General features: G+C 64.4%; 17 protein-coding genes and 1 pseudogene. 11 read left to right on the plus strand and 7 right to left on the minus strand.

Annotated features, from left to right (window positions below; genetic code table 11):
- The 6 genes and pseudogenes from EUA94_RS22095 to EUA94_RS07335 form a co-directional block, all read left to right on the plus strand.
- Positions 1-225: pseudogene (locus EUA94_RS22095) on the plus strand (hypothetical protein); the annotation flags it as partial.
- A 3-nt stretch (positions 226-228) separates the two neighbouring features.
- Positions 229-711, plus strand: a complete 483-nt coding sequence (locus tag EUA94_RS22405) for an HNH endonuclease signature motif containing protein (protein WP_207210448.1) — start codon at positions 229-231, stop codon at positions 709-711.
- Positions 712-807: 96 nt separating this feature from the next.
- Positions 808-1,422 (plus strand): GrpB family protein, encoded by a 615-nt coding sequence (locus tag EUA94_RS07320; RefSeq protein ID WP_129426203.1) that lies wholly within the window; start codon positions 808-810, stop codon positions 1,420-1,422.
- A 139-nt stretch (positions 1,423-1,561) separates the two neighbouring features.
- The gene (locus EUA94_RS07325; protein ID WP_129426205.1) at positions 1,562-2,722 is read left to right on the plus strand and encodes a tyrosine-type recombinase/integrase; all 1,161 of its coding nucleotides are present in this window, start codon (positions 1,562-1,564) and stop codon (positions 2,720-2,722) included.
- 823 nt (positions 2,723-3,545) lie between these two features.
- Positions 3,546-3,749 (plus strand): helix-turn-helix domain-containing protein, encoded by a 204-nt coding sequence (locus tag EUA94_RS23100; protein WP_207210449.1) that lies wholly within the window; start codon positions 3,546-3,548, stop codon positions 3,747-3,749.
- A 434-nt stretch (positions 3,750-4,183) separates the two neighbouring features.
- Positions 4,184-4,747 carry a hypothetical protein gene (locus EUA94_RS07335; RefSeq protein ID WP_129426207.1) on the plus strand — a complete coding sequence of 188 codons (564 nt, stop codon included), beginning with the start codon at positions 4,184-4,186 and terminating at the stop codon, positions 4,745-4,747.
- 76 nt (positions 4,748-4,823) lie between these two features.
- Here EUA94_RS07335 and EUA94_RS22100 read toward each other — a convergent pair whose 3' ends face one another.
- Positions 4,824-4,973, minus strand: a complete 150-nt coding sequence (locus tag EUA94_RS22100; protein ID WP_165356833.1) for a hypothetical protein — start codon at positions 4,971-4,973, stop codon at positions 4,824-4,826.
- Positions 4,974-5,071: 98 nt separating this feature from the next.
- Between EUA94_RS22100 and EUA94_RS07340 the strand changes: the two genes are divergently transcribed.
- A complete protein-coding gene (locus EUA94_RS07340) occupies positions 5,072-6,118 on the plus strand; it encodes an IS30 family transposase (RefSeq protein WP_129426209.1) in 1,047 nt (348 codons plus the stop codon).
- Between the two features lie 829 nt (positions 6,119-6,947).
- Positions 6,948-7,403 carry a hypothetical protein gene (locus EUA94_RS07345; protein ID WP_129426211.1) on the plus strand — a complete coding sequence of 152 codons (456 nt, stop codon included), beginning with the start codon at positions 6,948-6,950 and terminating at the stop codon, positions 7,401-7,403.
- Here the strand turns inward: EUA94_RS07345 and EUA94_RS22105 are convergent.
- Positions 7,392-7,952: a site-specific integrase gene (locus tag EUA94_RS22105; RefSeq protein WP_165356834.1), complete on the minus strand. Its 561-nt coding sequence runs from the start codon at positions 7,950-7,952 to the stop codon at positions 7,392-7,394. The two genes, EUA94_RS07345 and EUA94_RS22105, sit on opposite strands and share 12 nt — an antisense overlap.
- Positions 7,953-8,612: 660 nt before the next feature.
- Here EUA94_RS22105 and EUA94_RS22110 point away from each other — a divergent pair.
- A complete protein-coding gene (locus tag EUA94_RS22110) occupies positions 8,613-8,759 on the plus strand; it encodes a hypothetical protein (protein ID WP_165356835.1) in 147 nt (48 codons plus the stop codon).
- A gap of 787 nt (positions 8,760-9,546) precedes the next feature.
- On the opposite strand, the gene drmC is transcribed toward EUA94_RS22110, so the two are convergent.
- From drmC to drmA, 3 genes are read right to left on the minus strand one after another with little or no spacing between them, the layout of a single operon-like run.
- The gene (drmC, locus tag EUA94_RS07355) at positions 9,547-10,251 is read right to left on the minus strand and encodes a DISARM system phospholipase D-like protein DrmC (RefSeq protein WP_129426215.1); all 705 of its coding nucleotides are present in this window, start codon (positions 10,249-10,251) and stop codon (positions 9,547-9,549) included.
- Positions 10,241-12,301, minus strand: a complete 2,061-nt coding sequence (drmB, locus tag EUA94_RS07360; protein WP_207210450.1) for a DUF1998 domain-containing protein — start codon at positions 12,299-12,301, stop codon at positions 10,241-10,243. Before drmB ends, drmC begins: the two co-directional genes overlap by 11 nt.
- Positions 12,301-16,005: a DISARM system helicase DrmA gene (drmA, locus tag EUA94_RS07365; protein ID WP_129426217.1), complete on the minus strand. Its 3,705-nt coding sequence runs from the start codon at positions 16,003-16,005 to the stop codon at positions 12,301-12,303. Before drmA ends, drmB begins: the two co-directional genes overlap by 1 nt.
- Before the next feature lie 115 nt (positions 16,006-16,120).
- Here drmA and EUA94_RS07370 point away from each other — a divergent pair, with 115 nt between their 5' ends.
- Both EUA94_RS07370 and EUA94_RS07375 read left to right on the plus strand, forming a co-directional pair.
- Positions 16,121-17,266: a helix-turn-helix domain-containing protein gene (locus EUA94_RS07370; protein ID WP_129426219.1), complete on the plus strand. Its 1,146-nt coding sequence runs from the start codon at positions 16,121-16,123 to the stop codon at positions 17,264-17,266.
- Positions 17,266-17,796 carry a hypothetical protein gene (locus EUA94_RS07375; RefSeq protein WP_129426221.1) on the plus strand — a complete coding sequence of 177 codons (531 nt, stop codon included), beginning with the start codon at positions 17,266-17,268 and terminating at the stop codon, positions 17,794-17,796. The genes EUA94_RS07370 and EUA94_RS07375 overlap by 1 nt, the downstream gene beginning before the upstream one ends.
- Before the next feature lie 24 nt (positions 17,797-17,820).
- On the opposite strand, the gene EUA94_RS07380 is transcribed toward EUA94_RS07375, so the two are convergent.
- Positions 17,821-21,861 carry a DNA methyltransferase gene (locus EUA94_RS07380; protein ID WP_207210451.1) on the minus strand — a complete coding sequence of 1,347 codons (4,041 nt, stop codon included), beginning with the start codon at positions 21,859-21,861 and terminating at the stop codon, positions 17,821-17,823.
- A gap of 47 nt (positions 21,862-21,908) precedes the next feature.
- Positions 21,909-25,094 (minus strand): DISARM system SNF2-like helicase DrmD, encoded by a 3,186-nt coding sequence (gene drmD, locus EUA94_RS07385; protein WP_207210452.1) that lies wholly within the window; start codon positions 25,092-25,094, stop codon positions 21,909-21,911.
- Positions 25,095-25,127 lie beyond the last annotated feature (33 nt).

Here is a 25,127-nt window from a genome sequence, read left to right on the forward strand (position 1 = left end):
CTCGACCAGGCCCTGAGCCACGGCGCTGCGGCGCAGAAGGCCCTGGGCTCGACCGAGTCCTTGGACGTACGCCGCGCGAAGGCCCTCGGCGACCTCGCCCGTACGCAGACCGCACTGGACTTGTTCAGCCAGGGCCAGACCGGCACCCGCGACGGTGACGGTCTGCCGGCGGCGCGGGAGGTCGTGGTCCACGCCCACTTCGACGCGACGACCGTCGGTGAGTAGACGGTGTTCGGTCCCACCGGACGGATGGAGAACGGCCAACGCCTGGTCCTCCTCGACCAGGTCATGGGCTGGTGCGGCGACTCCCGCACAAAGGTCACCATCAAGCCCGTCATCGATCCGAACGTCGAGTTGTCGACACCGGCGTACGAGATCCCCGACCGGATCCGCGAGCAGATCATGCTCCGCGACCGGACCTGCGTGTTCCCGTGGTGCACCCGACCAGCCCGGCGCTGCGACGTCGACCACATCGTCGAGTTCGACCACGACGCAGAAGCCGAAGGACGACCCCAACCCGGCCCGACCGCCACGCACAACCTGGCCGCGCTCTGTCGCTACCACCACCGACTCAAGACCTTCACACCATGGCGCTACCGGATGGTCGAACCCGGAGTCTTCGAGTGGACGAGTCTCCACGGCCACCGCTACCGACGTGATCGCACCGGCACCACCCGGATCGACGAACCCGAGCCACCCGACCGGCATTGACCCCGCCCCGCACCCCGCCGCAGCACCATCCGGCGGGGCCACAGGCACGCCCGGGCCCGGGCGGAACGATCTGGGTGCCTGTGATCTGATCGCCACGTGCCCACACCGGAGGAGATCACCCGCCACCACGACGAGGGCGAGGTGGTCTACGTCGGTTCCTACCCGACGGGGTACGTCGTGCGCATCGAGGAGCCCGATCCCACGTGGCCGCAGCGGTACGCCGAGATCGAGGGCCAGATCTCTGCGGTCCTCGGCGAGCGGCTGCTCGCCATCCAGCACATCGGCTCCACCTCGGTGCCCGGGCTGCCGGCCAAGCCCATCATCGACATCGACCTGGCCGTGGCCGACCCCGTCGACGAAGCGGCGTACGTCCCCTCGCTCGAGTCGCTGGGCCTGGTCCACTGGCTGACCGAACCCGACTGGCACCAGCACCGGCTGTTCAAGATGCTGACCGAGCCGCGGGTGCACCTGCACGTCTTCGGACCCGGGTGCCCCGAGCTGGTCAGGCACCGGATGTTCCGCGACTGGCTCGTCGACCATGCCGAGGACCGCGAGCTCTACGCCGCCGCGAAGCGCTCCGCCCTCGCCCGCCTCGACGCCCGCGGCGATCATCCCGACGGGCTGGGCTTCGGGATGCGCTACAACAACGTCAAGGAACCCGTCGTGCGCGAGATCTACGACCGCATGTTCCGGGCGTCCGGCCTGCTGTGAGCGTCGATCACTCCCACTCATTACTGATTTAGCACCGATTCTTATAGTGACTCTAGGGATCTTTGCTAATACCCCCGTGGGGTATAATGGTCACGTCCCGCCAAGGCATCCCAGTTCCTTCCACCACGGAGAGCAACGCATGCCCAGCGGACACATTCGACTCAGCAACGCCGTTGAGCAGTACCTAACGAGCCGTCGAGCCGCCTGCGCGAGCACGACCGTCAAACAAGAGACGCTTGTCGCAAGGCGCTTCGTTAGCGCTGTCGGGGACCTCTACGTCGAGAATCTTCGCCCTTCGCACGTCGAGGACTTTTTCACCAGCCTCCTGGATGACCACGTCACCCGGGACGGACGTACGCGCCCGGCGATCAGCGCAGCTACATGGAACTATCTGTACGCCCGCATCAAGTCGCTGGCCCTGTACTTGGGGAAGCGGGGCTACACCCGCTACGACCTCATGGAGTACGTGCGCCCTCGCAAGGTTGACCAGCGCAAACGCTTCCAGCCGAGCGCCGAAGTGATGTGGGCGATGCTTGACGCGGCTCGTGACGACCGAGACCGAGCCTTCCTCGCGACGGCTTGCAACACCGGACTGCGCGCTAAGTCGCTTGCCGACCTCCGAGTTGGCGACGTGGACCTCAACGAACTCTTCCTTCGCGCCCGGATCACCAAAAGCCGCATCGAGGACGACATGCCGATCACGTCGGACCTCGCGGCCGAACTGGTCTCCTGGCTGAAGGTGTACCGGGCCTATCAGGTGGCCAGATTGGACCGCGTCGCCCAACCGTCGGACTTCTTGTTCCCAGCGCGCCGTTCGCCTACCTGGCGATGGGACGCGCAGCCCGATGGCTCCCGAGAGCGCATCAGCGTTCCAGGAGGCTGGGATCCCCTTCGACCAATCCGCAAGCCGCATGTGATCGCGCAGGACGCCCTCGAGTCCGTCGGTCTCCCCCGCCTGCACGAGGGTGCCCACACGCTCCGGCGAGGGGCCGCACGCCTCCTATTCGATTCCCTCGTCGAAGAGCGCGGCTATGACGGGGCGCTTCGCGTTGTTTCCTCCTTCCTCCACCACAGCAACGTCACTACAACCGAGCGCTACTTGGGTATCGGGCAGGAGCGGCGAGTGCGCGACCTGCACCTCAGAGGGCGCTCACTGCTGGGCCCGAGGCCGACTCTCGATGAGCGCACTCGGCCCATCCCGATACACCCGGGAGGGCTCTCGAACGCACCTGGACCGAGAGGTCCTGGGGTCAACGAGGGTCCTTGGAGTGACCTGCCCTACTCATCAGATCTCCCATGAAGGCGTGAGGGCCCGCGAGGCCCCCTGAGTAACCAGTCGGATAGCCGACAGGGCTCAGATGCCCTGAGGGGTGGACGTTGCTTACCGTGCACGGCACTGCTCTTGATCTTGATGCTGCGAAACGTGAACGAAGTGGGCTCTGCCCCCGACGCTCCGGCGAGTGGCTGAACACGCGAACCGGAGAACTGTTCCCCTCGTCTTGCTGGGCGTCGAGCTGTCCCCGCTGTCATGCCGTGCAGATCGCCCGCAAGCGAACTGCGGTCGCGTACGCGAACCCACAGTGGCTCCTAACCGCCACACAGGTGGGTGACGAGTGGGAACAAGTACGTGGTCGCTTTCGGTCACTCATGCGGCGCGTACGAGCGGACGGCTTCCGGCCAGAAATGGCGTGGACCATCGAATGCGCCTCCTTTGGCGCTGAGCATCACCTGCACGCGCTCGGGTGGGGGCCGCTTCCCAAGCACACCATGCTGCGTGAACACATCCGGGCTGTCGGCTGGGGTCGCCAGGCGGACGTGAGGGCGGTGACAGCTCCGACAGTTTCCGGCTACCTCACGAAGCAGGCCGTCAACGCAGGCGGACAACTGGATCACTTCTTGGATATGAACGGCCGCCGCCTGTTGCACACCACGGCTGGGTTCTGGAGAAGCCCAGACGGAAGCCCGATCCGCGGTGGCCTGCGGACCGTGCTCGAGCACGTAGAGGCCTGCCGTGGACTCGCCGGCCAGGAAAGTACTTCAGGTGACCTGCCCGGGACTTCGGATCTCCTCTGAAGAGGTGAGGGAGCAATCACGCGCCTCACACGCAGATACAGGAGAGCCAAGTGCCAGATGACCTGCTAACCATCGAAGAGGTCGCACGGACAACGCGCATGAGCGTGAAGTTCCTCCGCCGTGAAACCGCCCGTGGAGAACTCCGCACCGTACGACTGGGGCGCTCGGTGCGCGTGCGTCCGGAGGACCTCCGCGCCTACGTTGCCGGACGCGTTACGAGGCCGTCACAGACGGGTGCAGACAGCGATGCATGACCGGGAAGGAGATACATCTATGTCCAGCTCCCACGGCCCGCACACAGAGCCAATCCCAGGCTGTCGAGGGCGGCGCTGCAAGGGCGAGCCCGAACGGGACTACCAGCGGCGGTGCCTGGAATGCCGCCACTCCCTCCCTCTGCATGGCGGCGCAGCCAAGAAAGAGTGTCAGGGCTACGGATGCTCGTGCTTGGGGTGGCTGGAGACCTTCGGAGTAGTGCTCCGAGTTCGGCCGTCGGACGGAGACGTTGATTTCCAGGTCCTTCGCGGCCTTTAGGAGGCAGCACCCCGCCATTGACAGGTCCGCCTGACCATCGACCGCAGCCGCGCCTGAGGACGTATCAGTAGCACTCCGTGGCCTCGCGCCAGCCGCAAATTGCCCTCGCAGACACCTCGTACGCCCCTAGCGGGGGCGCTGATCACCAAGGAGCAGCATGTCCAACCCCATCGAGCTACGAACTGACAATCCCCCCGAAAGGTCCGGACAGCGGCGTAGCAAGCGCTACCTGGTGAATGCGCTGATCGACACGCATGACGCCGACGATGTCGGCTCGATTCTTGGTTGGACGGACGATTGGGGCCGAGCCATGCTCGCGGCCCGCCGGCACGCTGAGAGTTGGTTTGGCGCGTACCTACTGGAGGGAGCGTCGATCATGACTTTGATGGATGACAATTCCTATCTGGGCACGGTGTTCCAGATCCCCCCAACGTGCCCTGCATGCGACTGGACAGCGCGATCGGTGGGGCCCATAGGTCGGCCGCCCGGGCGGATCCTGAACCTCATGTCGCGATTCGCTCACCGCGACGTCGTCCATGGCTGGAACCACTTGCATGACTTGCCTGGACCTAAGTATCGGCCGTGGTGGGTGCTTCCATCGCAAATCCGCGAGTGGCCCGAAGAGGCGATCGCGCACCGCGAACAGACGGACCGACCGCTTCTGGACCTCGACCTCGAACTGCCCCGCTACATGCGCCTTCGAGGTGACGCGAGCCAATAGCCCCGCCAGCGGCACCTGCGTCGCCTGCAGGCCGAGGAGAGGTGAGGGACGGCAACATCCGCGGAAGTCATGCTTCTTAGTCGTAGAGGTAGTCATACTTGTTCGGGTCGACACCTTCGGTGCGCAGGGCAGACTCAATGTCTTCGAGCGTCGTGACCCCGTCAGCCACGATGTCCGCCCAAGTCAGATCCTGGATGATCTGTTGCAGAGTTCGCTCCTGAGGCACGCCCCGACCATACGGCTGGGAGCCGACTTAGCGAACTAGTTTTGCCGGCGTTCTCAATTGGTTGCTGCAACTCGATCGTGAGTGAGAGGTTGCGGCGCATGCCGGGAGTGAGGTTGACCGCGGATCAGCGGTTGGTGATTGAGCGGGCGTATCTGGCGGGGTTGCCCCAGGCCACGATCGCAGCGTTGGTGGACAAGCATCCGTCGACTGTCTCCAGGGAGCTGCGTCGTGCTGGATCGATCGGTGTCCGGTCACCCCGGATCCTGACAGCACGGGCCTCGGGTCGTGGCTATCGACGCAAGTACAGCGCGAAGTGGTCCCAGCGCGAGGCTGCTCGCAAGGCGCGTCGCCCCAAGGATCGGCGTCTTGATCATCCGCCGCTGCGCGAGAAGGTTTGGGAGTTGTTGCGGGCAGACTGGTCGCCGCAGCAGATCGCGGCGACGCTCCCGCTGCTGTTCCCACGCGATCCGAGGATGCGGGTGTCCCACGAGACGATCTACCAAAGCCTGTTCGTCCAGACCAAGGGCGAGCTCAAGCGCGAACTGACCGCTCACCTGCGGACCAGGCGGCAGCGACGCAAGGCCCAGACCGGTGGCGCGAAGCGGGTCACGCTCGGCATCACTGACGAGATCCGGATCTCAGCACGCCCAGCCGAGGTCAAGGACCGTGCCGTACCGGGGCACTGGGAAGGAGATCTACTGCTCGGTGGCACCGGCAAGGGTGCGGTGATCACCCTGGTCGAAAGGTCATCGCGCTTCGTGCTGTTGGCACCACTGCCGGGTCGGCACACCGCTGAGATCGCCCGGATGTCGCTGACCGACATGATCGCCACGCTGCCACTGGAGCTGCGCAAGTCGATCACCTGGGACCGCGGATCGGAGATGGCCCAGCACGCCCTGTTCAAGACCGAGACAGGGATACCCATCTACTTCTGCGACCCACAATCGCCTTGGCAGCGCGGCACCAACGAGAACACCAACGGCCTCCTGCGTCAGTACTGGCCCAAGGGATCCGATCTCCGCGCACTGACCCAGACCAAGTGCGATGCGGTCGCGCTGAAGCTCAACACCCGCCCCCGCAAGACCCTGCAGTGGAAGACTCCTGGCCAAGCCCTCAATACGAGGGTCGTTGCAACAACCGTTTGATCTCGCGGCCACAGGCGTCGGCGGACGGCTGCCTAACTTTCGAACCTTTGTTCTATTCTGACTCGATGCCCCGCACTCCTCCATTCCACGTGTGGGTGGACTTGACTGGCAGGTGGTCACTCCCGGTGCCAGGCGTGCTGCTCGCGTGGCGGCACACCGACCGACGCGGATGGGAAGCATGGGTGGTCCGCGTGGAGTCCTACTCGACCGGCGTGGGCACGGAGGTGCTTGTGTCTCAGTCTTGGGTAGCGGCCGCGCTTGTGCAGCCAATAGACACTGCACCTCTTTTGGCTTGATCCGCCCGCTTCACAAGCTCGAGGTGGTCACGCCGGAACCAGCGCCGACCGTCGTGCTTCTCGCTCGGCATGTGGCCCCGCTTCGCGCGGTCGTTAACTGCGTTGCGGGAAACACCCATGACCCCCGCCGACTGATCGGAATCCACCCAGACGTGCTCCCTATCGGGCGGCTCTGACACCTTCGGAGGCTTTCCGCTCCGGCGGCGACGACGACGGCCTAGGTGGCGCCCTAGCGTCTCTCAAGGCCAGAACCTCACGTCGTGAGAATGCGGGGCGCTCACCGTTGGGACGCGTCGTCAGGTCACCCCTCCGCCGCATCTTCGGGATGTTCGACTTGTGCACGCCGAGGATCTCCCCGGCTTCACGGGCGGTGATCCAATCGGACATAGCGGCAGGCTATCTACCGGCCACTGCGCTCACTGCGCCGCCACGTACGTGTCTGGATGGACTGGACTCCGGCCGACGAGGACTTAGCGCCCAGGAAGTACGCCGGCGCGCTACCCACCATCGAGAAGCAGTTAGGGTTCTGAATCGTGTACCTCGTTCCAGCTTTTCGGGAGATGGATGCGGGCATGTGCGCACTCGTGGCGCAGGTGCTGCCAGTCTTCTGGCTCGTTGCGGTTATCCCCGCACGCGGATGGACGAAGCGTCCGAACCTGCCGTTCTGGGATCCTTTCTTCGGAGTAGCGATGGCGCCCCTTCTAGCCGCCATTGAAATCGTGGTGCTGATTGGTGCCAGCCGAGATGGACTCAGCGGCCTGCTTGCGTACTGGACGTGGTGGGCTGTGGTCGGCGTCATCGGCTTCGTAGGGGTGAATCAGTTCCTGGGCTCATTGATGTCGCCTGGCAGCGACAGTCCTGATGACTCGGTGGCACCGCGAGGGTTGGCTCAACCGTCCTGGACAGTGGAACTCAGTTCACGACGCCCAGCAGCAGCGACTAACGATCCGGAACTCATCGGTGGTCCCACGGAGGAGTCAGAGGCCTAGGTCGTTAACCGCGTTGTCTGTGAAGACGGTGGCGTGTCGGATATATCCGCGCAGGACCTCCATCGAACGGTGTCCGGTTTGGACGGCAATGCGTCGTTCACTGGCGCCGTGGGCCGCCGCCGTAGTGGCGAACCCCGCCCGGAGACTGTGGCCGGAGTACTTATCGGGGTCGAGGCCAGCCGCCGTTGCGGCCCTCCTGATGACCAGGACGATCGCGCGGTCTGACAGTTGCTCCCCGACGTTGCCGTGACGGTCGACCGAGCGGAACAGCTGGCCCCGAGAGATGTCACCTTCCGCTAGCCAACTCCGAAGCGCGTCTACCGGGCAAGACTGCTCGTCCTTGCCGCGAGGCAGGGCGACCTCTCGCCCGGCTGCTTCCTGATCGGCCTTGGATCGCCGGATGTGCAGCACAGCCCCTTCGTCTCGCCACTCCACGTCGTCGACTCGTAGGGCGACCAGTTCGGAGCGGCGCAAGGCGCCAGCGAATCCGACCAGCAGGATGGCGCGATCGCGGGATCCCGCCGTGGTGTCGGGTAGGTGGGCGATCATTCGACGGAGCTCGCCGAGGCCGAGGGGCGAAGCTCTACGTGCTGCCACTCCTTCCGTCCGACGCACACCGCGAAGGATTTCCCGGACTCGAGGGTCGACGGTCGGTGAGGTTAATCCGTGACGCTGATGCATGACTGAGATCGCCGCCAACCGCCGAGTCAGCGTGCCTGGCTTGTGGGTGGTCGCCAGATCGGTGACGTACATCGCCACAGCGACGGGCTCTGCCGGAAGGGCGGAGGCGCCGTGTCTGCCGGTCCACTCCTCAAAGTGAGCCCAGTCGGACGCATACGCCTTCAGAGTCGCCGGGGATCGAGTAGCGGCGGCGTAGGCCGAGGCTCGCTCCATCAGTCGTTCGGCGGACCGCGGCAGAGTCAGGTCATCCGAGCCGGGCGGCCGGCCGGCCGGCATCGCTGAGGGGGTGCGTTGAGTGTCGATAACCACATGTTATCGGAACTTAGAAACTACGACTGCCACGGCCCGTCTCGCGGGCCATCATCAAAGAGGGGCGCGCGTTGCAGAGCGCCAGCCGTCGGTTGAGTGCACCAAGTACTAAGGAAGCCGTAGAGGGTGCTAGGTACCTCGATGAGGACAGACGCCGCGGTCATCGCCCCCTCCCTGTAAGCACATCGGTGCGCCCGTTGGGGGACTACCCTGATGCACGTGGGAACGCGAAGTCTCAGAGAGATCATCGAAGACCTGACGTGGGATGACATCGTCGCGGACGGCCTCACCACGACCGATGAGATCGAGGCCCAGTTGCGGGCCAAGGGGGTCGACCCCACCATGTACGACTATCTGTACGAGTAGCGGTCGCTCCGCTCCGTACGACTGCCGGACCTGTCTCAGATCGACCTGCGTCAGTAATGGATGTCGAGCAGCCGTGCGCGCTTGCTGGCGCGCCCAGTCAAGGTCTGCTCTTGTTGTTCCCCCAGCCGGGGACCGAGTTCCGCTCCGGCCGCAACTAGTAGTTCACCGACGGCCAGAATGGGTAGTGGGAGCACGATCTGCCTCGCGATGGCACGGCCCACCCCCGCGACTACGGCCCCCGGGTACACGACTAGGTCCCTTGCGGACGGGTGCCTCAACGACTGAACCTCTGCGATCAGCGGCCGGCCGACGGTGCGATACATCTGGATTCGGTTCTTGCCCTCCCTGGCATACCACAAAGGCAGTTCGCCGACTCGGACGAGGATGGCCCAGTCTGGCTCTGAACGATCTCTAGCCAACTGATCAAGCCGATCGCACAACGCCTCGGCGTCGTCACCTTCTGGGGCGTTCCTCCATGCATCTTTCCATCGAGCCCCCACCACGAGTTGCGACGGGACCGCTTGGACAAGGTCAGGGGGCGTCCTCGTCAGGCCGGTAGCGAACGGGAACGCATACTCGACAAAGGCCGCTGGCAACGCAGAATGCTTGCCATCGACAAGACGCTCCTCGTCGAGCCGGTCTTTCGCGGCGACGACCCGGGCCGAGGCTGCCTCAGCATCCGAATAAAGTATTGCTCCGCTCCAATCCTGGCGCCGCCTCACACTTCCTTCTGTGTGGCGGGGCTACGAGTCAATGCCGGGGACGACTCCGCATGCGTACTCCGGCGTCATACCAGCTCGTAGAGAGTGCCGTGCTTACTTGTCATGGTCGATTCAACAGACTCAGCCAACGGGACGTCTCGGGTGAGGACGCCGAACTCCACGTTGCGGTTCTCAGCGCTGAACGAGAAGTTGGCGCTGGTGAGCAGTAGGACTTCGTGGTCTATGACAATGAACTTGGCGTGACTGACAACACGCTTGCCAGACGGCAGCTCGGCGGATCGGTAGATGGTGGCTCCCGGGAGTTGGGCCTTGACCTTGATCGCGTCAGCTTTGTTGCCGTCGACGTAGACGGTCACTACGACTCCGGGCTGTTCGGCAGCCTGTTTGAGCACTGTCCACATCTTCGAAGTCGTCTCAAAGTTGTAGGTGGCGCAAGTCACCGAGATTCTAGCGGCTTGGACGAGGCGGTGGAACTCGCCGGTGAGGTGTCCGAGCTTGGCTTCGTTGCCAGGCATCGTCCACACGGGCGTGAGGTCGCGGTGGACCGACTTTGCGCCGACGATCCCCCGCAGCACCGCCGTCGCTCGTGCGCTGTCGACGTGGCCGAGCCCCGCAGCTGCCAACAGCTCCTTAGCGTCTGCACGGCGGCCGGAGTTGATCACGCCAAGCGCCTTGATGACGTGTTGGCCGTTGCCGAACTGAACGGCGAGGGCCTCGGCTTCGCTGGCGGTGAGGTACTGGCCGAGTGCGATGAAGGGATCAGAGGGCATCGACGCTCCCGAAGAACCCGGACACGGTGTCTCCGGTGGCCGTCGGGAGGTTGAGCAGGAAGCGCCGGTCGAGGAACCGGTTGGCTTTCTCGCACGATGTCTCGGATGCGAACGAACAGCAGTGGCATGCGGCCCCGTGTAGGAAGTCCTCCGGGTCGCTTGGCGTTCGCATCGCACAAACTGGGTCCGATGAGCACCTCGATGCGCGCCGCAGCGCGGAGACCACCAGCCCCTGAAGCCGGGCCGGCTCAGAGAGCGCAACCAGCCCACCAAGCGTGCCTTCGCTGTCCGATGCAGTGGTGCAGATCAGAAGCCCTGCCGCGGCCTCGCGCTGCGGCGAAGCCGACCACCCGTATATGCGCTCGGTGAGGCTCGCAGCTCCGTAGCCGCTCGACATCGCCATCTCGCGGATCAGCGCGTGGGACAGCGAGTGCAGCAGCCAGTATCTGGGCGCGGGCAAGCGGGTGTCGGGGTCCACCAGTTTGGCGGTCTCAGAGAACCGACGAGAGAAGTTGCGACGATGCGCCTCTTTGTGGGCATCCCAGAGCGGACTTGCGAGGATGCCCTGTTCCCACCCGTCGACAGCGGCGCTGTCGAGCTGGAGAAATATCCCTTCGCCGCGGTCCTCGGTCGCGGGCACCCACGTGGGCTTGCCGGTGCGAGCGAGCTTGACGAGGCGGCTGACGAGGTCGTTGACGCGGTCCATCTCGTCAAGGCGGGTGAACCCTAGGACTGCGTTGATCTTCTTCATCTGGTTCACCGCGACGACACGACCGATTCGCTCGTGCAGTTCGAGTCCCCGCTGCATCTCGGTGACCATGAGCCCACTGGAGTTTTGCTGTTGGGGGAAGAGCGATGGCTTCTGGAGGTACCGCCACTCCGGGACAAGCAGATCGACAGGATCCCAGGCGGCAAGCTTCTCGTGACGTTCCGCTTCGGAGTCCGCGGGCGCGAGTACGTCGGCTACGGCCGCGACAACGTCATCGTCGGTGATGCCGGCCATGTCGATGTGCTTGGCGATCGCCAGCGCGCGAATGACGTCGACCTGTGCGCCGAACTGCTGGACCTGCTCGACGCCGAGTTCAACACGGAGCCGGTCGGCGAGCGCTTCCTTCTCCTCGGCATCGGTGCGGGGCATGACAATGATCGACTGGGTGGAGGCGAACCACAGGTTCGAGGCGCCCATCATGATCAGCGCCGGGCGGGCGTCGCATTCAGCGTCGAACGCATTGAGATGCGGGTGGCGGCCTCTGCACTTCTGGGGCAGCTTGTCGCGACCAACGCCACCCTGGGCTTCGGCCATCCCCCGGGTCGCACCACAGGAGGCGCACTGAATCGTTGAGCCGACGGACTTGCCGACGTTCGCGTCACGCATCTTGAGGTCGGGCAGTTCGGCCCTGGGGCACTTGCCGCCGCGGTGAACCCACAGCGCGTAGGGGAACTCGTCGAGGTGCCCGTTGGCGCATGTCAGAAGGTGCTGCGCCGGGACGGCGGGACTTTCGCGCTTGCGGGCGGTAGATCCCGCTCGCTGTCTTCCTCGACCGGGGCAGTTCTTGTGTGTGAACTGTGCGAGGTCGGGTCGGAAGGGGTGGGTGTTGGCGTAGCTGAACCGAGGGAGTGGGCCGAGGAAGTCGCAGCCGGTGCAGCGAAACAGTTGAGGAAACACCCGTGACGGGATGCCGAGGTCGTCGCCTTCCTTCGACATGGCGCCCTTCTTGGGCTGCCAAGGGAAGGGACGCAGCCCATCGACCTGGGGCCCTAGGTGCAGGCGTACGACGTTGAGGAGCCTGGGCTCAATGATGCTCGGGATGAAGGGCCGCCGCTTCCAGATCGGTTCCCAGTCGTCGAGCCCAGCCGGCATCACCGAAAATCCGGGCAGGTCCATGATGGCGCCGGGACCATATGTGTAGAGCAGCGATGATGGACGAGCGGAGCCTACCTTGGCGCGGTTCTTGACCACTCCGTCCTCCGCGTCGGCGAGGGGGTCGAGGGCCTCGGTGCGGTCGTGCAGCATGTCGTCGGAACCCGATTCAGGCAGCAGGTCGGTCATCAGTCCCCCTCTCCCACGGGCAGCGTCCAGGCGGGCACGCCCTCGGGCGTGCGGGCGAAAAGTCGCTCGACTACAGGGCTGACGAGCAGGTTGATCTCCGGCTGCACCTCGCGCATCGAGTTGGCGATGACAAATGGAGCCTCCATCGACCCGCCCACGGAAGCCTTCGCGTTCTCGGGACTGATGATCAGCGGCAGGTACTTGTCGCCCTCACCAGTGCGTTCGTAGACGAGCGTCTTGCTCATCTCCGCAGCACGCTTGGCCCGCTCGGTCCACCTATCGATCCGATTCACAAGCAGGTCGTTCGCACGCTTGGTGGCGTCCTCGCTCTGCGCGGCCGCGGCGATCCGCTTCTTGAGGCGCTCAGCGATCGACTCCACGATCGACCGCTGATCCTGGATGCGCCAAGCCTCGCGCTCGGGTGACAGTCCATCCGCGGTTGCGGCCTCAATCACGCGCGCAACACTCACCAGCAACCCGTCAATACCGCGGGCGAGCGAGGTCGGCGAGAACGGTGTCACCGACAGCGCCTCGACCTGGGCGTAGAACGTCTCGTGGTAGTGCCGGAACTGCTCGAAATGCGCAAGGTCGCGAGGACGTGCCCAGTTCCCGAGTGCAACGACCAGCCCCGGACGATCGGATGCGTCGCGGCCGACCCGCGAGGACGCCTGGATGTATTCAGCCGTGTTCTTCGGCTGCCCCACCACCAACATTAGACCGAGTCGCTGGACGTCGACACCCACCTGGAGCATCGAGGTGGCGAGCACAACGTCGAAGGGCGAGTCGGTGCGGTAAGTGACTTTCTGGTCCGCTTTCCGCGCCGCGAGCCGCGCTTGGAACGCCTCGGTCGAGTCGAAGTCCGAGTCAAACTCCAGCCCCAAGCGGTCCAAGGTGCGCCCGATCTCGGCGGACGCGATGCGAGACGTCAGCTCGGCCGTGTGGAGGTTGCCGAAGGCGGCGCCGTAGCGACGGGGGAATCCCGAGTCCTTTGCCGGGTTGCCCACGCGGTTCGCGACGTCGTCGGCCATGTAGCGCGCCATGCCTGCCAGCTCGCGGGTGGCGTTGAAGTAGCCGACGAGGGTCATATACGGATCGGCCGCCGCGCCCGCGCGGTCGAACAGCAGCTGCCCCGAGGACAGCAGCACCTCCGAAACGCGGATCTCGGCACTCGATAGACGGACGCCTTGAGCGCTGACTCCGATGTAGCGCCGCCCGGGGTTATCCCTGTCGATCGGAAACTCCCGGGAGAAGAATGTGTCAGCGACGTCCAACACCTGTGGCGGGAAGATCTCCACCTGGCGTCCATAGAGTCCGCGTACCTGCTCCTGGGCGTTGCGAACGGTTGCTGTCGAAGCGACGATGAGTGGCTTCACTGGCTTCCCGTCTGGGGTCTCCCAGGAGGACAGGGTCTCAACCGCAACTTCGAACAGTCCGACGGCCGTGCCCAGTGCGCCCGTGATGAGGTGCAGCTCGTCCTGAATGATCAGGTCCGGCGGACGCAGCCGACCCACCGGCCGAACTGTGGCGGCCGGTAGACCGCTGTTCGCAGGGTGGGAACCGACCTGACACGGCGTGTAGTCAGCGTGGACGTACCCGTGGCGGCCGCAACGCCTGCTCACATAGCCGAACAGCGCGGCGGCCTCGCCCTCCCGTGCGAGGCGTGCGAACTTGTCGACGGTGGCGATCACAAACGCAGGAGTGAGGCGGTAGATCTCCTCATCGACGGTGAGAACCGGCAACCCTTCGGAGACCACGCCGCCCTTGGAGAAGGGGCACCGGGCCAGCTCGTCGCCACAGTGGACGAACACACGACGCATCGTGGCGTCGGCCCTCACCTGTGCCGCAGTGATCGGGGTTCCGCACCACGGGCAGCGTTGGATCTGGAGCACGGTCAGCCGGTGCGAGCCGTATTCGTTTGCCTTCTTGAGTTGCTCGTCTGCCTCCTCGAAGCGCTTGGGGCTCACGTCGGTTCCGACCCACAGTCCGATCCGGAAAGGCTCCACTCCCCAGGTCGCCTCGTCCTCGCGCCGAGCAAGCTCAGCAGCGCACATCAAGGTTGTGGCTCGCTGGAACTGCTGAGCAGTCAGGAGCCGCAGGGTGTAGCGCATCAGCACCGCAATGCCGTCGTTCCCTTCGAGGGGACCCTCGGACGACTCCACGACACCTTGGCGGCGCCTGATCGCGAACGTATAGGCCGCGAGGCCCAAGTACGCCTCGGTCTTGCCTCCACCTGTTGGGAAGAACAACAGCTCGACACGCGACTGGTGGTCTGCGCTCCGCAGCGGTTCGGTGGGATCGGTCAATGCTCCGAGCTGCATCAGGATGAATGCCAGCTGGAACGGACGCCATGAAGCCGCCTCGGGGCCGCGTTCGGTGACCTTGGCCTGTGCCTGGTCGAGAGTCACCGACGCATCCGATGCGCGCTCTGCAGCAACCTGCGATGCGATGCGCTGATCGCGCATCACTCGATTCATGAACTGGAAACAGCGCAGTGCTTCCGGATCGGTAGCGACATGCTCCAGGCCCGAGACGAGCCGCGCGTGGGCCTGCCGGGCCTCCCACAACACAAGCTCGCACGTCTCCTGCCAATGGGCAGGCAACTTCGCCGCCTCAGTCTCCTGCTCGTCGAGCCACGCTCCGTAGCCGGCCACGAGGGGTTCGAGCCCCGCACGCAGGTCGGCGGGTGTGACCTTGGACAGGTCGTCCATCGACAGCAGCGCGTCTTTCACGGATCGCGCGCGCGTTTGCGGCGTCTCGCCGATGGGAAGCCAGGTCGTCTCCACCGAGGTGGCGCGACGCGAACCCACCTTGGCCGTCCAGTCCACTGAGCATGTGCGGCCGATAGCGAACTCGAGGCGATTGCGGTACTGGAGGTTGAGGCGCTTGACCTCTTCGTCGTACTCGGGCCAGTCCTGCTCCAACACGTCCCGCACAGGCAGGAAGGCCTCAGCTCCACCGGCGTCGACCAGGAGCTTGGTCTGGAACATCCACATGCTTAACGGGATTGGCAGTGGGGTCTCGCGGTCGTTGCATAGAGCGATCTCTACGAGCACCCGCTCGAAAGTCGGATCTTGGTACAGGTCGACGCGAAGGCACGCATCGTCGCGCAGCGCAATCGACGCAGTCTGTCCTGGCACCAGATCGGCAAGACGGACTGTGCGGCGCTCCTCGATCGGAACGCGCTGGTAATGACGGATCGGCCGGCCGGCCTTCGACACCTTCCCGCTCTCCACCGACTCGTAGAGGCCCCACGATGCCGTTACGTCGAACGAGCCAAGATCCGTTGGCACCTGGAAACGCAACCCCATCGAGGCCGGGATCATCAGCCCCTGCTTGGGCGCCCGGTCCTCAGCGTCATCATCATCGGAGTCAGCTTCGGTCTCGTCCGCCGCGTACGCCGGAACGCCACGGCCCTCGGAGAGACCGTCGGCGTCCGTGCGAACCGCGGTGAGATCGTTCGCGGTGTCGTCAACATCCAGAGGCGAGGACTTCGCGCCCAGCAACTTCACGGGCGCGATGTGCCCGACGAGGTACTGCGACCGCGGGCTGAACGGCAGCACTTCCTCTGGCCCGTGGACCGGGCCGAGCAGCTCGCGCTGCATGATGTCGACGAGGTTCTCGCGCACAGCAAATGACGACCCGTCCAGGTGGTGGCTGAGTCGATACGCTTGTGGCCCCGCGGCCTCACTGTTTGCTTCCGTCACAGTGCCGGAGTCTGCCCTAGCGCGGCGACAAGTTCCCGCTCTCCGCAAATTGTCGGATGGTTCGCGTAGCGTCAGCGTTGGGGATTTCCCAACGCCGACGGCTAGGATCTGACGCATGAGCACGATGTCCGAGGTAGGCGACCGCATCCGGGCTGCAATGCCGTTTGGCATGAATCAGCGGCAGCTTGCAGACCGGGCAGGCATGACGCCGGACGCACTATCGCGCGCGCTCAACGGACAGCGGGGCCTGTCGCCACTCGAAGTTGCCAAAATCGCTAAAACTCTGGGCGCGGACACTCATTGGCTCATTACAGGCGCCCCCGACCCGTTTGCTATCACCGTCGCCGCCCGGCACGCCTGGGACATTGGTCGCCGTGAGCGGCACAACCCAGGAAAACAGGATGACCAATCGCTGCTTGACCGGGTCGTCGGGCTATATCGCGCCGCGTTCCCTCAGGGGCCTACCCCATCAGCCGTACTTCCGAGTGCCCCTACTGACACGCGGGAGCAGTTAGGGCCTGAGTTCGTTCGCGACTTTGCAGATAAAGTCGAGCAGCGATTGAACATCGATGTCATCCGAATCCCAGGGCTAAAGACTGATTACTCTCTTCGCGTGGGCGAACGGGGAGTGATCGTGCTTGCCACCCAAGCGAGTTGGTTCCGAAGTAACTGGTCCCTCGCACACGAACTGGGCCACCTCGCCCTTGGCCACCATTCAACTTACAACGATTCGGCCCGGCGTGTTCAGTCGGACGAGAAGGCTGCTGACGCGTTCGCGGCCCAACTGCTGATCTCCCAGCACGACATCGATGAGGTCGGGAGTGCCGAGACGGAGGGCGCAGTCGCCCGAGCGGTCTGGAGGCTTGGCATCTCGACCGAAGCCATGCGGAACCGCTTGGCCAGTGCACGGATGCAGCCCAACCCCGCAGTCACCGAAGCTCTTCGAACTTCAACCCCCCGACTGCTACGTGCAAATGCGCTCGACCTCACGGACGCAGGTGGTGGCACCGATCAGGTAGCCGCGCGCGAGCAAGCGGCTTCAGCCCGGCGATTCCCTCTCGCACTCCTATCGGCGCTTCAAACCCAGACCGAGCTTGGTGCAGCCTCACCCGCGCATCTGTCTTGGGCTCTAGATGTGCCCATAGATGATATCGAGTTCCCCGAGCCGGACGAGGACGCTGCTGGGTACGAGCGCATGGTGGCGGAGCGGCCCAGCGCAAGCCGTTGGCGGTCACTGATCACTGGTGCGGCACAGATTTAGTGACCGACCTTGATCCCGAGTGGCGGCCCCTCACCACCCGGAAAGAAGCGCGCGTGCTTGAAAGCTTCACGTGCACCGATGACCACCCGCGCACCCCCGGTGGCCGCAAACTCCCACATGATCGACGGTGGGAATGGGAGGCGCAGCGCCACCTGCGGCAGACATCCCAGCTGCTTCAGGAGGGGGACCTCCTTTTGGCCGGCCTACGCAGCAGCGAGGTCGTCGCCGCGGCTCACCTGCAGTTCGATCCCACCAACGAAGTCCTCCAGCTATTTGTTGCTGCAGCTGGTGTAGCCCTGGCCGGCCGCAGGCAAGGCGGCAACTTGGCGGACCAAATGCTTGCCGCAATCCTCGCGGAGGGGCTCCATCGCGCAACCGGGCTTCGCTGTGCAAACCTGGTCCTGACCGGCAAAATTCACACTCGTAATACCCCAAGTCAGCTGATGGTTCAGCGGGCAGGATGGGAGCCGTACGACGCGCCGAGCAGCGACTACCAAGCATGGGGGCTGATCGTCCCGCTCTCCACCTAACCGTTGCGTCGTGTCGCCGTCGTACTAAGGCCGGTCAGAGATTCGCGCGAAGAGGCCGAGCTGACTGTCGTCCGACGGAGCGGAGATGTTGCCCGCCCGCCCACCCCGCGGCGCGCTCTCGGCAGCAGCGCGTTTGTGGTTTTCCTCCAGAAGGCGATCCAAAATCTCGATCCGCGTGGCGGGATCGAGCGTCCAACGCTCCATCTGCCGGTAGGTGTGAAAGCCGTGGTCGAGGCTGACGTCGGACCAGCCATATGCATCCATCACCGCATTATCGAGTTCCGCGTGGATCGCACGAATTCTCCTTACGTCCGGGTCAAGCGCGTCGGCGATGTGCGGCGAATTGACTAGGTTGTAGAGCTTGGTTAGGCCGAGATCGCGTCGCAGCATGATCTCCCTACGTTCGCCATCGAGTAGGGATCCGACGCTCTTAAGGCGTTCGGTTGCGGTTGGCCTCGGGAAGGTCTCGAACACATCCGCCGGGGTGTAACGCGGGTCTGAGCGAAGCCCAGATCCGAACTTGATCGCCCACATCTGGTGGATGCTCGACGACAGGACCGCCTGCTCCACAAAATCGTCAGTAGCAAAGACCGCGAGAGAGTCGCTAAAGACCTGAGATGTTGCTACGCGCACCGGCATGACTGTCTTGCTCACTCGGGTGATCACGAGTGCCTCTTGGAGACCTTGCAACGCCCGCCGGAGACCGGGAGCGTTCTCGCCGTACTGCCACCACCGATCGCGCCGAGCAACTCGATTGTTGGTCGCTCGAACGGGTCGCACCAGCTTCTCGACTCTCGCGAACGGCGCTGCGTAGGATCCTGCCCGTTCTTCACTCCAGTCATCGAAGTCGATGATCCAGCGCGAAGGCGAGAACGAGGGACTCGAGTTGAGGTCCTCACCGTTGAGGTACGGCCGGATTACGTCGCGATTATTCTCATCTGCACGAAGGTATCCGTCTGCATCCTCCGGCGTGAGGACGAACCCCATACCGTCCACCTTGCAGCCATAAAAGGACAGCTCTCGATTTTCGGCCAGCCTGAGCGGCGTTCCCTTCACTCGGCCCTCGGGCTCGAGCAACGACGAGATGCGGCCAACGGGTGCGCCGTCGCTGAAGCGAGGGATGTCTTGATCGATCGGTGCCCATGTGCCCCACATCGCCGCGAATTCCAGCGTCACAGTGGATGCTGGCCAGGGGCGACTTTGGATAGCTCGGGTGACCTCGAACCCCTCGGCTGTAAGTCGATCGAGACTCACCTCTCTGGTGTCGCCTTGGGCAAGGGTGTTCGTGGCGATCAGTCCGAGCGTGCCTACCTTTGGCCGGATCAGGTGTGCCGCTCGAAGCACGAAGTAGGCGACCATGTCGGCATTGCCTGAAACCCCGGCGACCTGACTCGACAGCCACTCTCTAACATTCGGTCCCACGGCCCCCGAGATCTTCGAACCTCCGTGAAATGGGGGATTCCCGATCACCGCGTCGAACCCGCCATGGTCAACCATCACATCTGGTGCTTCAAGCATCCAATGGAGCGGCTGCCAGCGTTCATAATCGGTCGGCACAGTGGGAGTGAGTCCCGCGTCAGTTAGAGACGCGAGTAGTGAGGAGTCACGGGCTCCATGGTCGGGGTACGCGGCTTTGACCGCGATCCGGAGGCTTTCGTACGCCTCATCGAGGCCCCGACCCGGCTTGCCCCCCAACGGCAGCCCAGCCGCAATAACGCCGTCAGCGATCCGTCGAAGGTCCGCAGTAGTGGTCCGGAGTTGCGCCAACTGGCGCCGCTTCGCGGCGCTCGATCGGGCCGGGTCAGCATCATCGACCGGGGAGGCTAGGTCGCGCCGCAAGTCGACGGCTTTGCGAACGATGCCGTCAATATCGACGTCATACTGATAGTAGTGCTCGATCTCCGTCGACCGAGATGGGTTGATGTGAAGCTTGCGGATTTGATCCAGGCTCGTGAGGCCAAGCAGCGAGTTTCCGAGCAACACTTTGTCGTCGACGAAGGAAAATGGCATGTCTCGGTCGAGCGAGACGAGCCAGAGCGAGAGCTTGCACATTTCGACGGCCATGTCGTTGATATCCGCGCCGTAGAGGCAATTGGCGACGACCTGGCGGACGGCCCGGGTATGGAGATCCTTCCGGGCAACGTTGGCCGGGTCTTCAGCGATCCAAGCTTCGACCACTCGGTCGGCGAGGTAACGAGCTGAGGCAACAAGGAAGGCACCCGAGCCGCAGGCAATGTCTGCGACCTTGAGGTCGAGCAACTCATCCGATGACCTGAGCACCCATCGATCTTCTTCGGCGGTCTGGTGCGGCCCCGGCGAGTAGCAGAGCGGCTGCAGCGCATGAAGAACGACGTCTTCGGCCAGTGACTTCGGCGTGTAATGGGCACCCGCGTTTTTCCTGGATGGCGTCTCCTTAACCATCAGTCCGCCAGGCAGGACGACGAAGGGTCGTTTGCGAAGGTCGAGTCGAACTAGGTTGAGCCACGGGCGGACCCGATCCCTTAGGAGCGGGTCGTCGCCCACGGCTTGGGTGAGGGCACTCACGGCGCTTGGATCGACATCGGCAGTGATCGCCTTGGCGAGGGCAGAAGCAGACCCTGCCTTTGCAGACGGTTGATTCCCCTCGACCCAAGCACGGATCGCAACGGCGAACTCTCTGGGGTTGGCATTGGCCTCGGCGAGTTCCTCGAGCTTGGCAAGCGGGATCTCTGGCTCGACGCCGGCAGTGCCCCTGAGTCCGACGTAAGCCAGGTCCACCTTGCTGGCGGTGTAGCCGAGCAGACCTTCGTAGATGTAACCGATCTGCTCGACGTCGATGTCGCGGAAGGAGATGCGCCGGGCCTCGCCTTTGATGTCGGCGATCTGCACTGATCGAAGAACGTGCAGCATTACGCGGTCCGGGACCGAGACCGCGAGGGTGCCCTGCTCGTTCACCGCGGTCAGAAAATGAAACCGTTCGGGGTCGAATAGGGAACCGCCGTAGGCCGGCATCCGCAGGCTCTCGAAAGACGCCCCGCTGAACAACGCTTGGCTGGTGGCCAGAAGTCGATGCCAGGTCAAGGACGTGGAGTCGAGGGCCTCTTCGCTCTCCTCAGTCTCGCGCGCGATCAGACGGTCGAACTCTCGAGCGATTCCATAGCCCTGGTCGAAAAGCTCGCCCGAGGGAAGGAGCCCACGTTCCTCGGCGAACAGGAGGAACACCACGCGCATCATCACGGTGACGGCCGCTTCATAGGCGTCGTGTGTTCGGACCGGCAGCGGGTCCGGCATGCCGCGTCGATGCGCGTCGGCAGCAGACTCAGAAAACGACTGGATGAGCAGCTCCACTGCGCTGCGGACCTGCGCCCCAAGTGCTTCGGTGATTTCCTCGGCTGCTGCGACGGATTCCTCGAAGAGAACGGGGAGACGCTCTGCCGGGTCACCGCCGATGACGTGCTGACGGCCGATCAAGGCAAGGAATGCGTCCCGGGTCCGGGGCTCCTCGATCCAGGTAAGAGCATCGACGGTGCCCGAGGCCGCCATGGCGCCCTCGCGGACGCAGACCAGCCCCCACCAGCGTCCGTCGGTGACGATTCCGAGCTGGACCTTGTTCTCGCGCAGAAGCGCCTCGGTGCGGTCGACGGGCGTTGCTGCCCAGAGGTCGTTAGGCGTCTGGCGCAAGGAGTCGGTGGGGTCGACGACATGCACGAGCGCTCCAATCCCGTCGACACCATTCAGAATCGCATGAGCGGTGACGGTGACAGCGCGGTTGGGCGACTGGGCTTGGAAGCCCGGCGCCTCGCCCCATGACAATGACTCGTCCCACCCGGCGACATCCCTCAAGACGGTCTCGACCCACTTGTCGCGGGCGACTCGGTAGGAGTCGAGAACGGCGTCGTTGTCAGGGGTGCGGTCGAACCTTTCCCAGGCCGCCTCGAAGTCCTTTCGGGCGTCGACGAGTGCGGACTTCCGGCCGTCGCTGAGAGCGGGCATGCCCTGCGGCCAGACCCGCTTGAGAGGCGGAATCGCCAGGAACGGGCCCTCGGTGTCGACAAGTTCGAGCCAGGCGCGATGCAATTCAGTCACGCTCGGAGCGTTGGTTCCGATCCGTCCTCGGGTGTCTAAGCGGCCCATCACTCGACCCACCCTTCGGCGTCATCGCGGGTTAGCGCGAAAACGACCGCTGCGGCGGTGGCGTGTGGCTTTACGTCGGCGTAGCGGTCCGTAATGGCGGCAATCTCGCGTGCTTCCTCATCGTCGAGCTCCTCGAGGCGGCGGGTCATCGCCTCAACGTCGCGCCTCCATTGGCGCTGCTGGTCCGGGTCGGCGAACAGCTGGCCTTGGGCTTCGTCCTCGGCGGCATTGAGCGCTGCCAGAGAGTCGCGGAGGTTGGTGCGGAAGGCCGTGAAGATCTCGTGGGCTCGTTGCGTATCGGCGTCCTGCCGCTTGGCGAGCTGTTCCAGAACCAGGCCATGGCGGCGATCGGCACGGGCCCGCATCGACTCTTCCAGGCGCACACGAAGTGGCGCGTTAGGCACGTTCCAAAGGTCGCACAGCTGGTCGCGGACCTGCGGCTGGGCGAGGGCCAATCCCTCACGATCGAGGGCCTTATCGAGGGCTTCCTCGGCCTTCTCCTCGGCCATGGCCCGGCGGCCCTTCACACGGACACCGGCGAGGAATACCTCTTCATGGAGTCGAATACCCCCTCGCCCAACGAGAACCATGCGGGTGACGGCCGCTACGAAGGACTCCTCCAAGTCGTCGACCACGACGGCGGTCACGCGGCTCAACGGAGAGTCCACGCTCCACAGAGAGCGGCGCAACAGCCGCTGTGCCTTCTGCACAATCGGGTGACCAAGGTGAACGTAAACGAGGTCGTCACGCCCCTCGGCTGCGCTGGCGTCGAACGTGATTGGCCGCTGCACGCCGGGGTTGAGACGAGTGTCGAGACCTCGCACGGTGTCGTGCCAACCCGAGGTCAGGGTCGGCAGCTCGAACACCTCGGCGTCCGTGTCCTGGGCGAACTCGTGGTTCGGCACCAGCAGGGACTGATGGTTGATTCGCAGGGCGGTGTCGACCACGCGGCGCAAGTTGGCCGGATCGAGGTGCATCTCGGTGCGCGACGCGTCGTACCCCTGCTCCAGCTGGGTCAGCCGGCTGTTCAATTCCATTCCGCCGGCCAGGGCGGCGTTGATGACCTCGTTGGTGTCGACGCCCTTTGACTTCACCCTCCCAGGGGTGCGACGGGCGAAGTGTGTCTGGATCTCCTCGCCGACAACCTGGTTGGCGGAGCCAAGGTCGTACTCAACCTGGGCGATCTTGCGTGCAATGCGCGACATGAAGTCGACATCGGCGGCGTAGGTCGATGCCCCGGCCGCCGGGACGAAGTGGAAGATCTGAGGCTCATCAGTCTGACCGTAGCGATCGATGCGCCCGATCCGTTGCTCCAATCGAGACGGGTTGAAGGGGATGTCGAAGTTCACCAGCCGGTGGCAGTGGGTCTGGAGGTCGATGCCCTCGCCCGCAGCGTCAGTAGCGAGCAGGACGCGGACGGGCTCCAGGGCTGGGTCGGCTGTGAACTGCGAGCGAATGTACTCGCGGTCCTCGGGCTTGGTCGAGCCCTGGATCACAGCAAGGCGCTCTTCGACGTAGCCGCGTTGGCGTATTACGCGGGTCAGCCAGTCGACGGTGTGGGCGTACTCCGTGAAGATCACGACGCGCTCGTTGGACCAGTTCCTGCCGTCCGGGCGACATACTGCATCGAGGAAGTCCATCAGACGGTCGAGGCGGGAGTCTGCGCGACTCTCGTAACTCAGACCCCACTCCATGAGTGATTCAAGCTGGCCGGGCTCGGCCGCGACCAAGGGATCGGAGCCCTTGGACTCGCGCAGTCGTTCTCCCTCATCCTGGTCCCATAGGCCCTCTTCCTCGTCGGCCTGGCCTTCACCGAAGACGTCGTCGTAGTCGTCGTCCGACAAGCCACGCCCAGCCTTGGAGGACAGGTAGTGGCTCAGAGTCATGCCGAACGCGAACGGACTGGACAGGAAACGCTTCTTTAGGAGCATGGTCACGATGTCGCCTGTCGGCTTGGTGCCGTTCTGCTTCGCACTCTTGATGACGATGTCATCCAGTAACGAGAACGACTCCTGCTCGGCGTCCGATGGGGTGAAGCCGAGTGCGCTGACGGTGCGCTTCTTGAAGCCCTTGCCAGGTAGGTCGGTCTTGAGGCGACGGACCGTCACGTCCTTGAGCGCCTTGGAATCCAGGAGCGCTCCACGGGAGAACCGGCGAGGATCGATCATTTCCATCAGCGCGGTGAACGACTCGGGGTGGCCGTTGTGCGGGGTCGCGCTCAGGAACAGGCGGTGCTCGCACTTGTCGGCCAGTTGCCTCACGGCCACAGTCCGCTGAGTGTCCACGGCGTACCCACGTACCGCCCCGGCGGCTGAAGGGCTGGACGGAGCGACATGGTGCGCCTCGTCAACCACCAGAACGTCGAAGGCGAACCGCTTACCGGTCTTCGGGTTGGTGGCCTGCGCGTAGACGTCGCGCAGCAGCCGCTGAGCGCGCACCTGCGGCAACCACGCCATGCTCACGATCACACGCGGGAACAGCTGGAACGGGTTGGCGTGAAGACCGTGGGTCCGGCGAACCTGTGCCATCAGCTCGCTGTTGACGATCGTGAAGTCCAGACCGAACTTCTCCCGCATCTCGTCCTGCCACTTTAGTGCGAGGCTCGGCGGACAGACGACCACTGCAGTGCGGGCCCGATGCCTCAGGAACAGCTCCTGGATCACCAGTCCAGCCTCAATGGTCTTGCCGAGGCCCACGTCGTCGGCGAGCAAGAGGTTGGTGCGAGGGGCACCGAGGGCGCGACGAAGGGGCTCGAGCTGGTACGCCTCGACGTTCACGCCTGACCAGAACGGGGCTTGATAGCGGTTCGGGTCGGCCGATGTAACAGCTCCCCAGCGCATCGCGTCCACGAAGCCAGCAAGTGTCGTCGGGTCGTCGAACGCCTCGGCATAGATGACGTCCGGGAGGCCCTGAGGCGGAGAAACGGTGTGCCCAACCTCCAGCTCCCAGACCACGGAGAGCTGCTCACCGAGTCGGTCCTCGTCGAGCGACTGGAGGTCGACGACGTGCGAGAGCTGTGCCGAGGACTCGTCGGCCGGGCTGCGTGGCAGGCCTTGAGGCTGCACGTTAGCGACGGCCCACGTAGAACCGCGAGCCTCGACCACTTGACCGGGCTCTGGCAGCGTGGGCAAGCCCCTCTTCGTGCTGTTCGAACGGTCATCAACGATCGTGCTGTCCCCGGTCACAATGACGGACACTATCGATGATCCCCCGCCTCT

The organism is Nocardioides zhouii, from assembly GCF_004137345.1.
Classification (GTDB): Bacteria; Actinomycetota; Actinomycetes; order Propionibacteriales; family Nocardioidaceae; genus Nocardioides; species Nocardioides zhouii.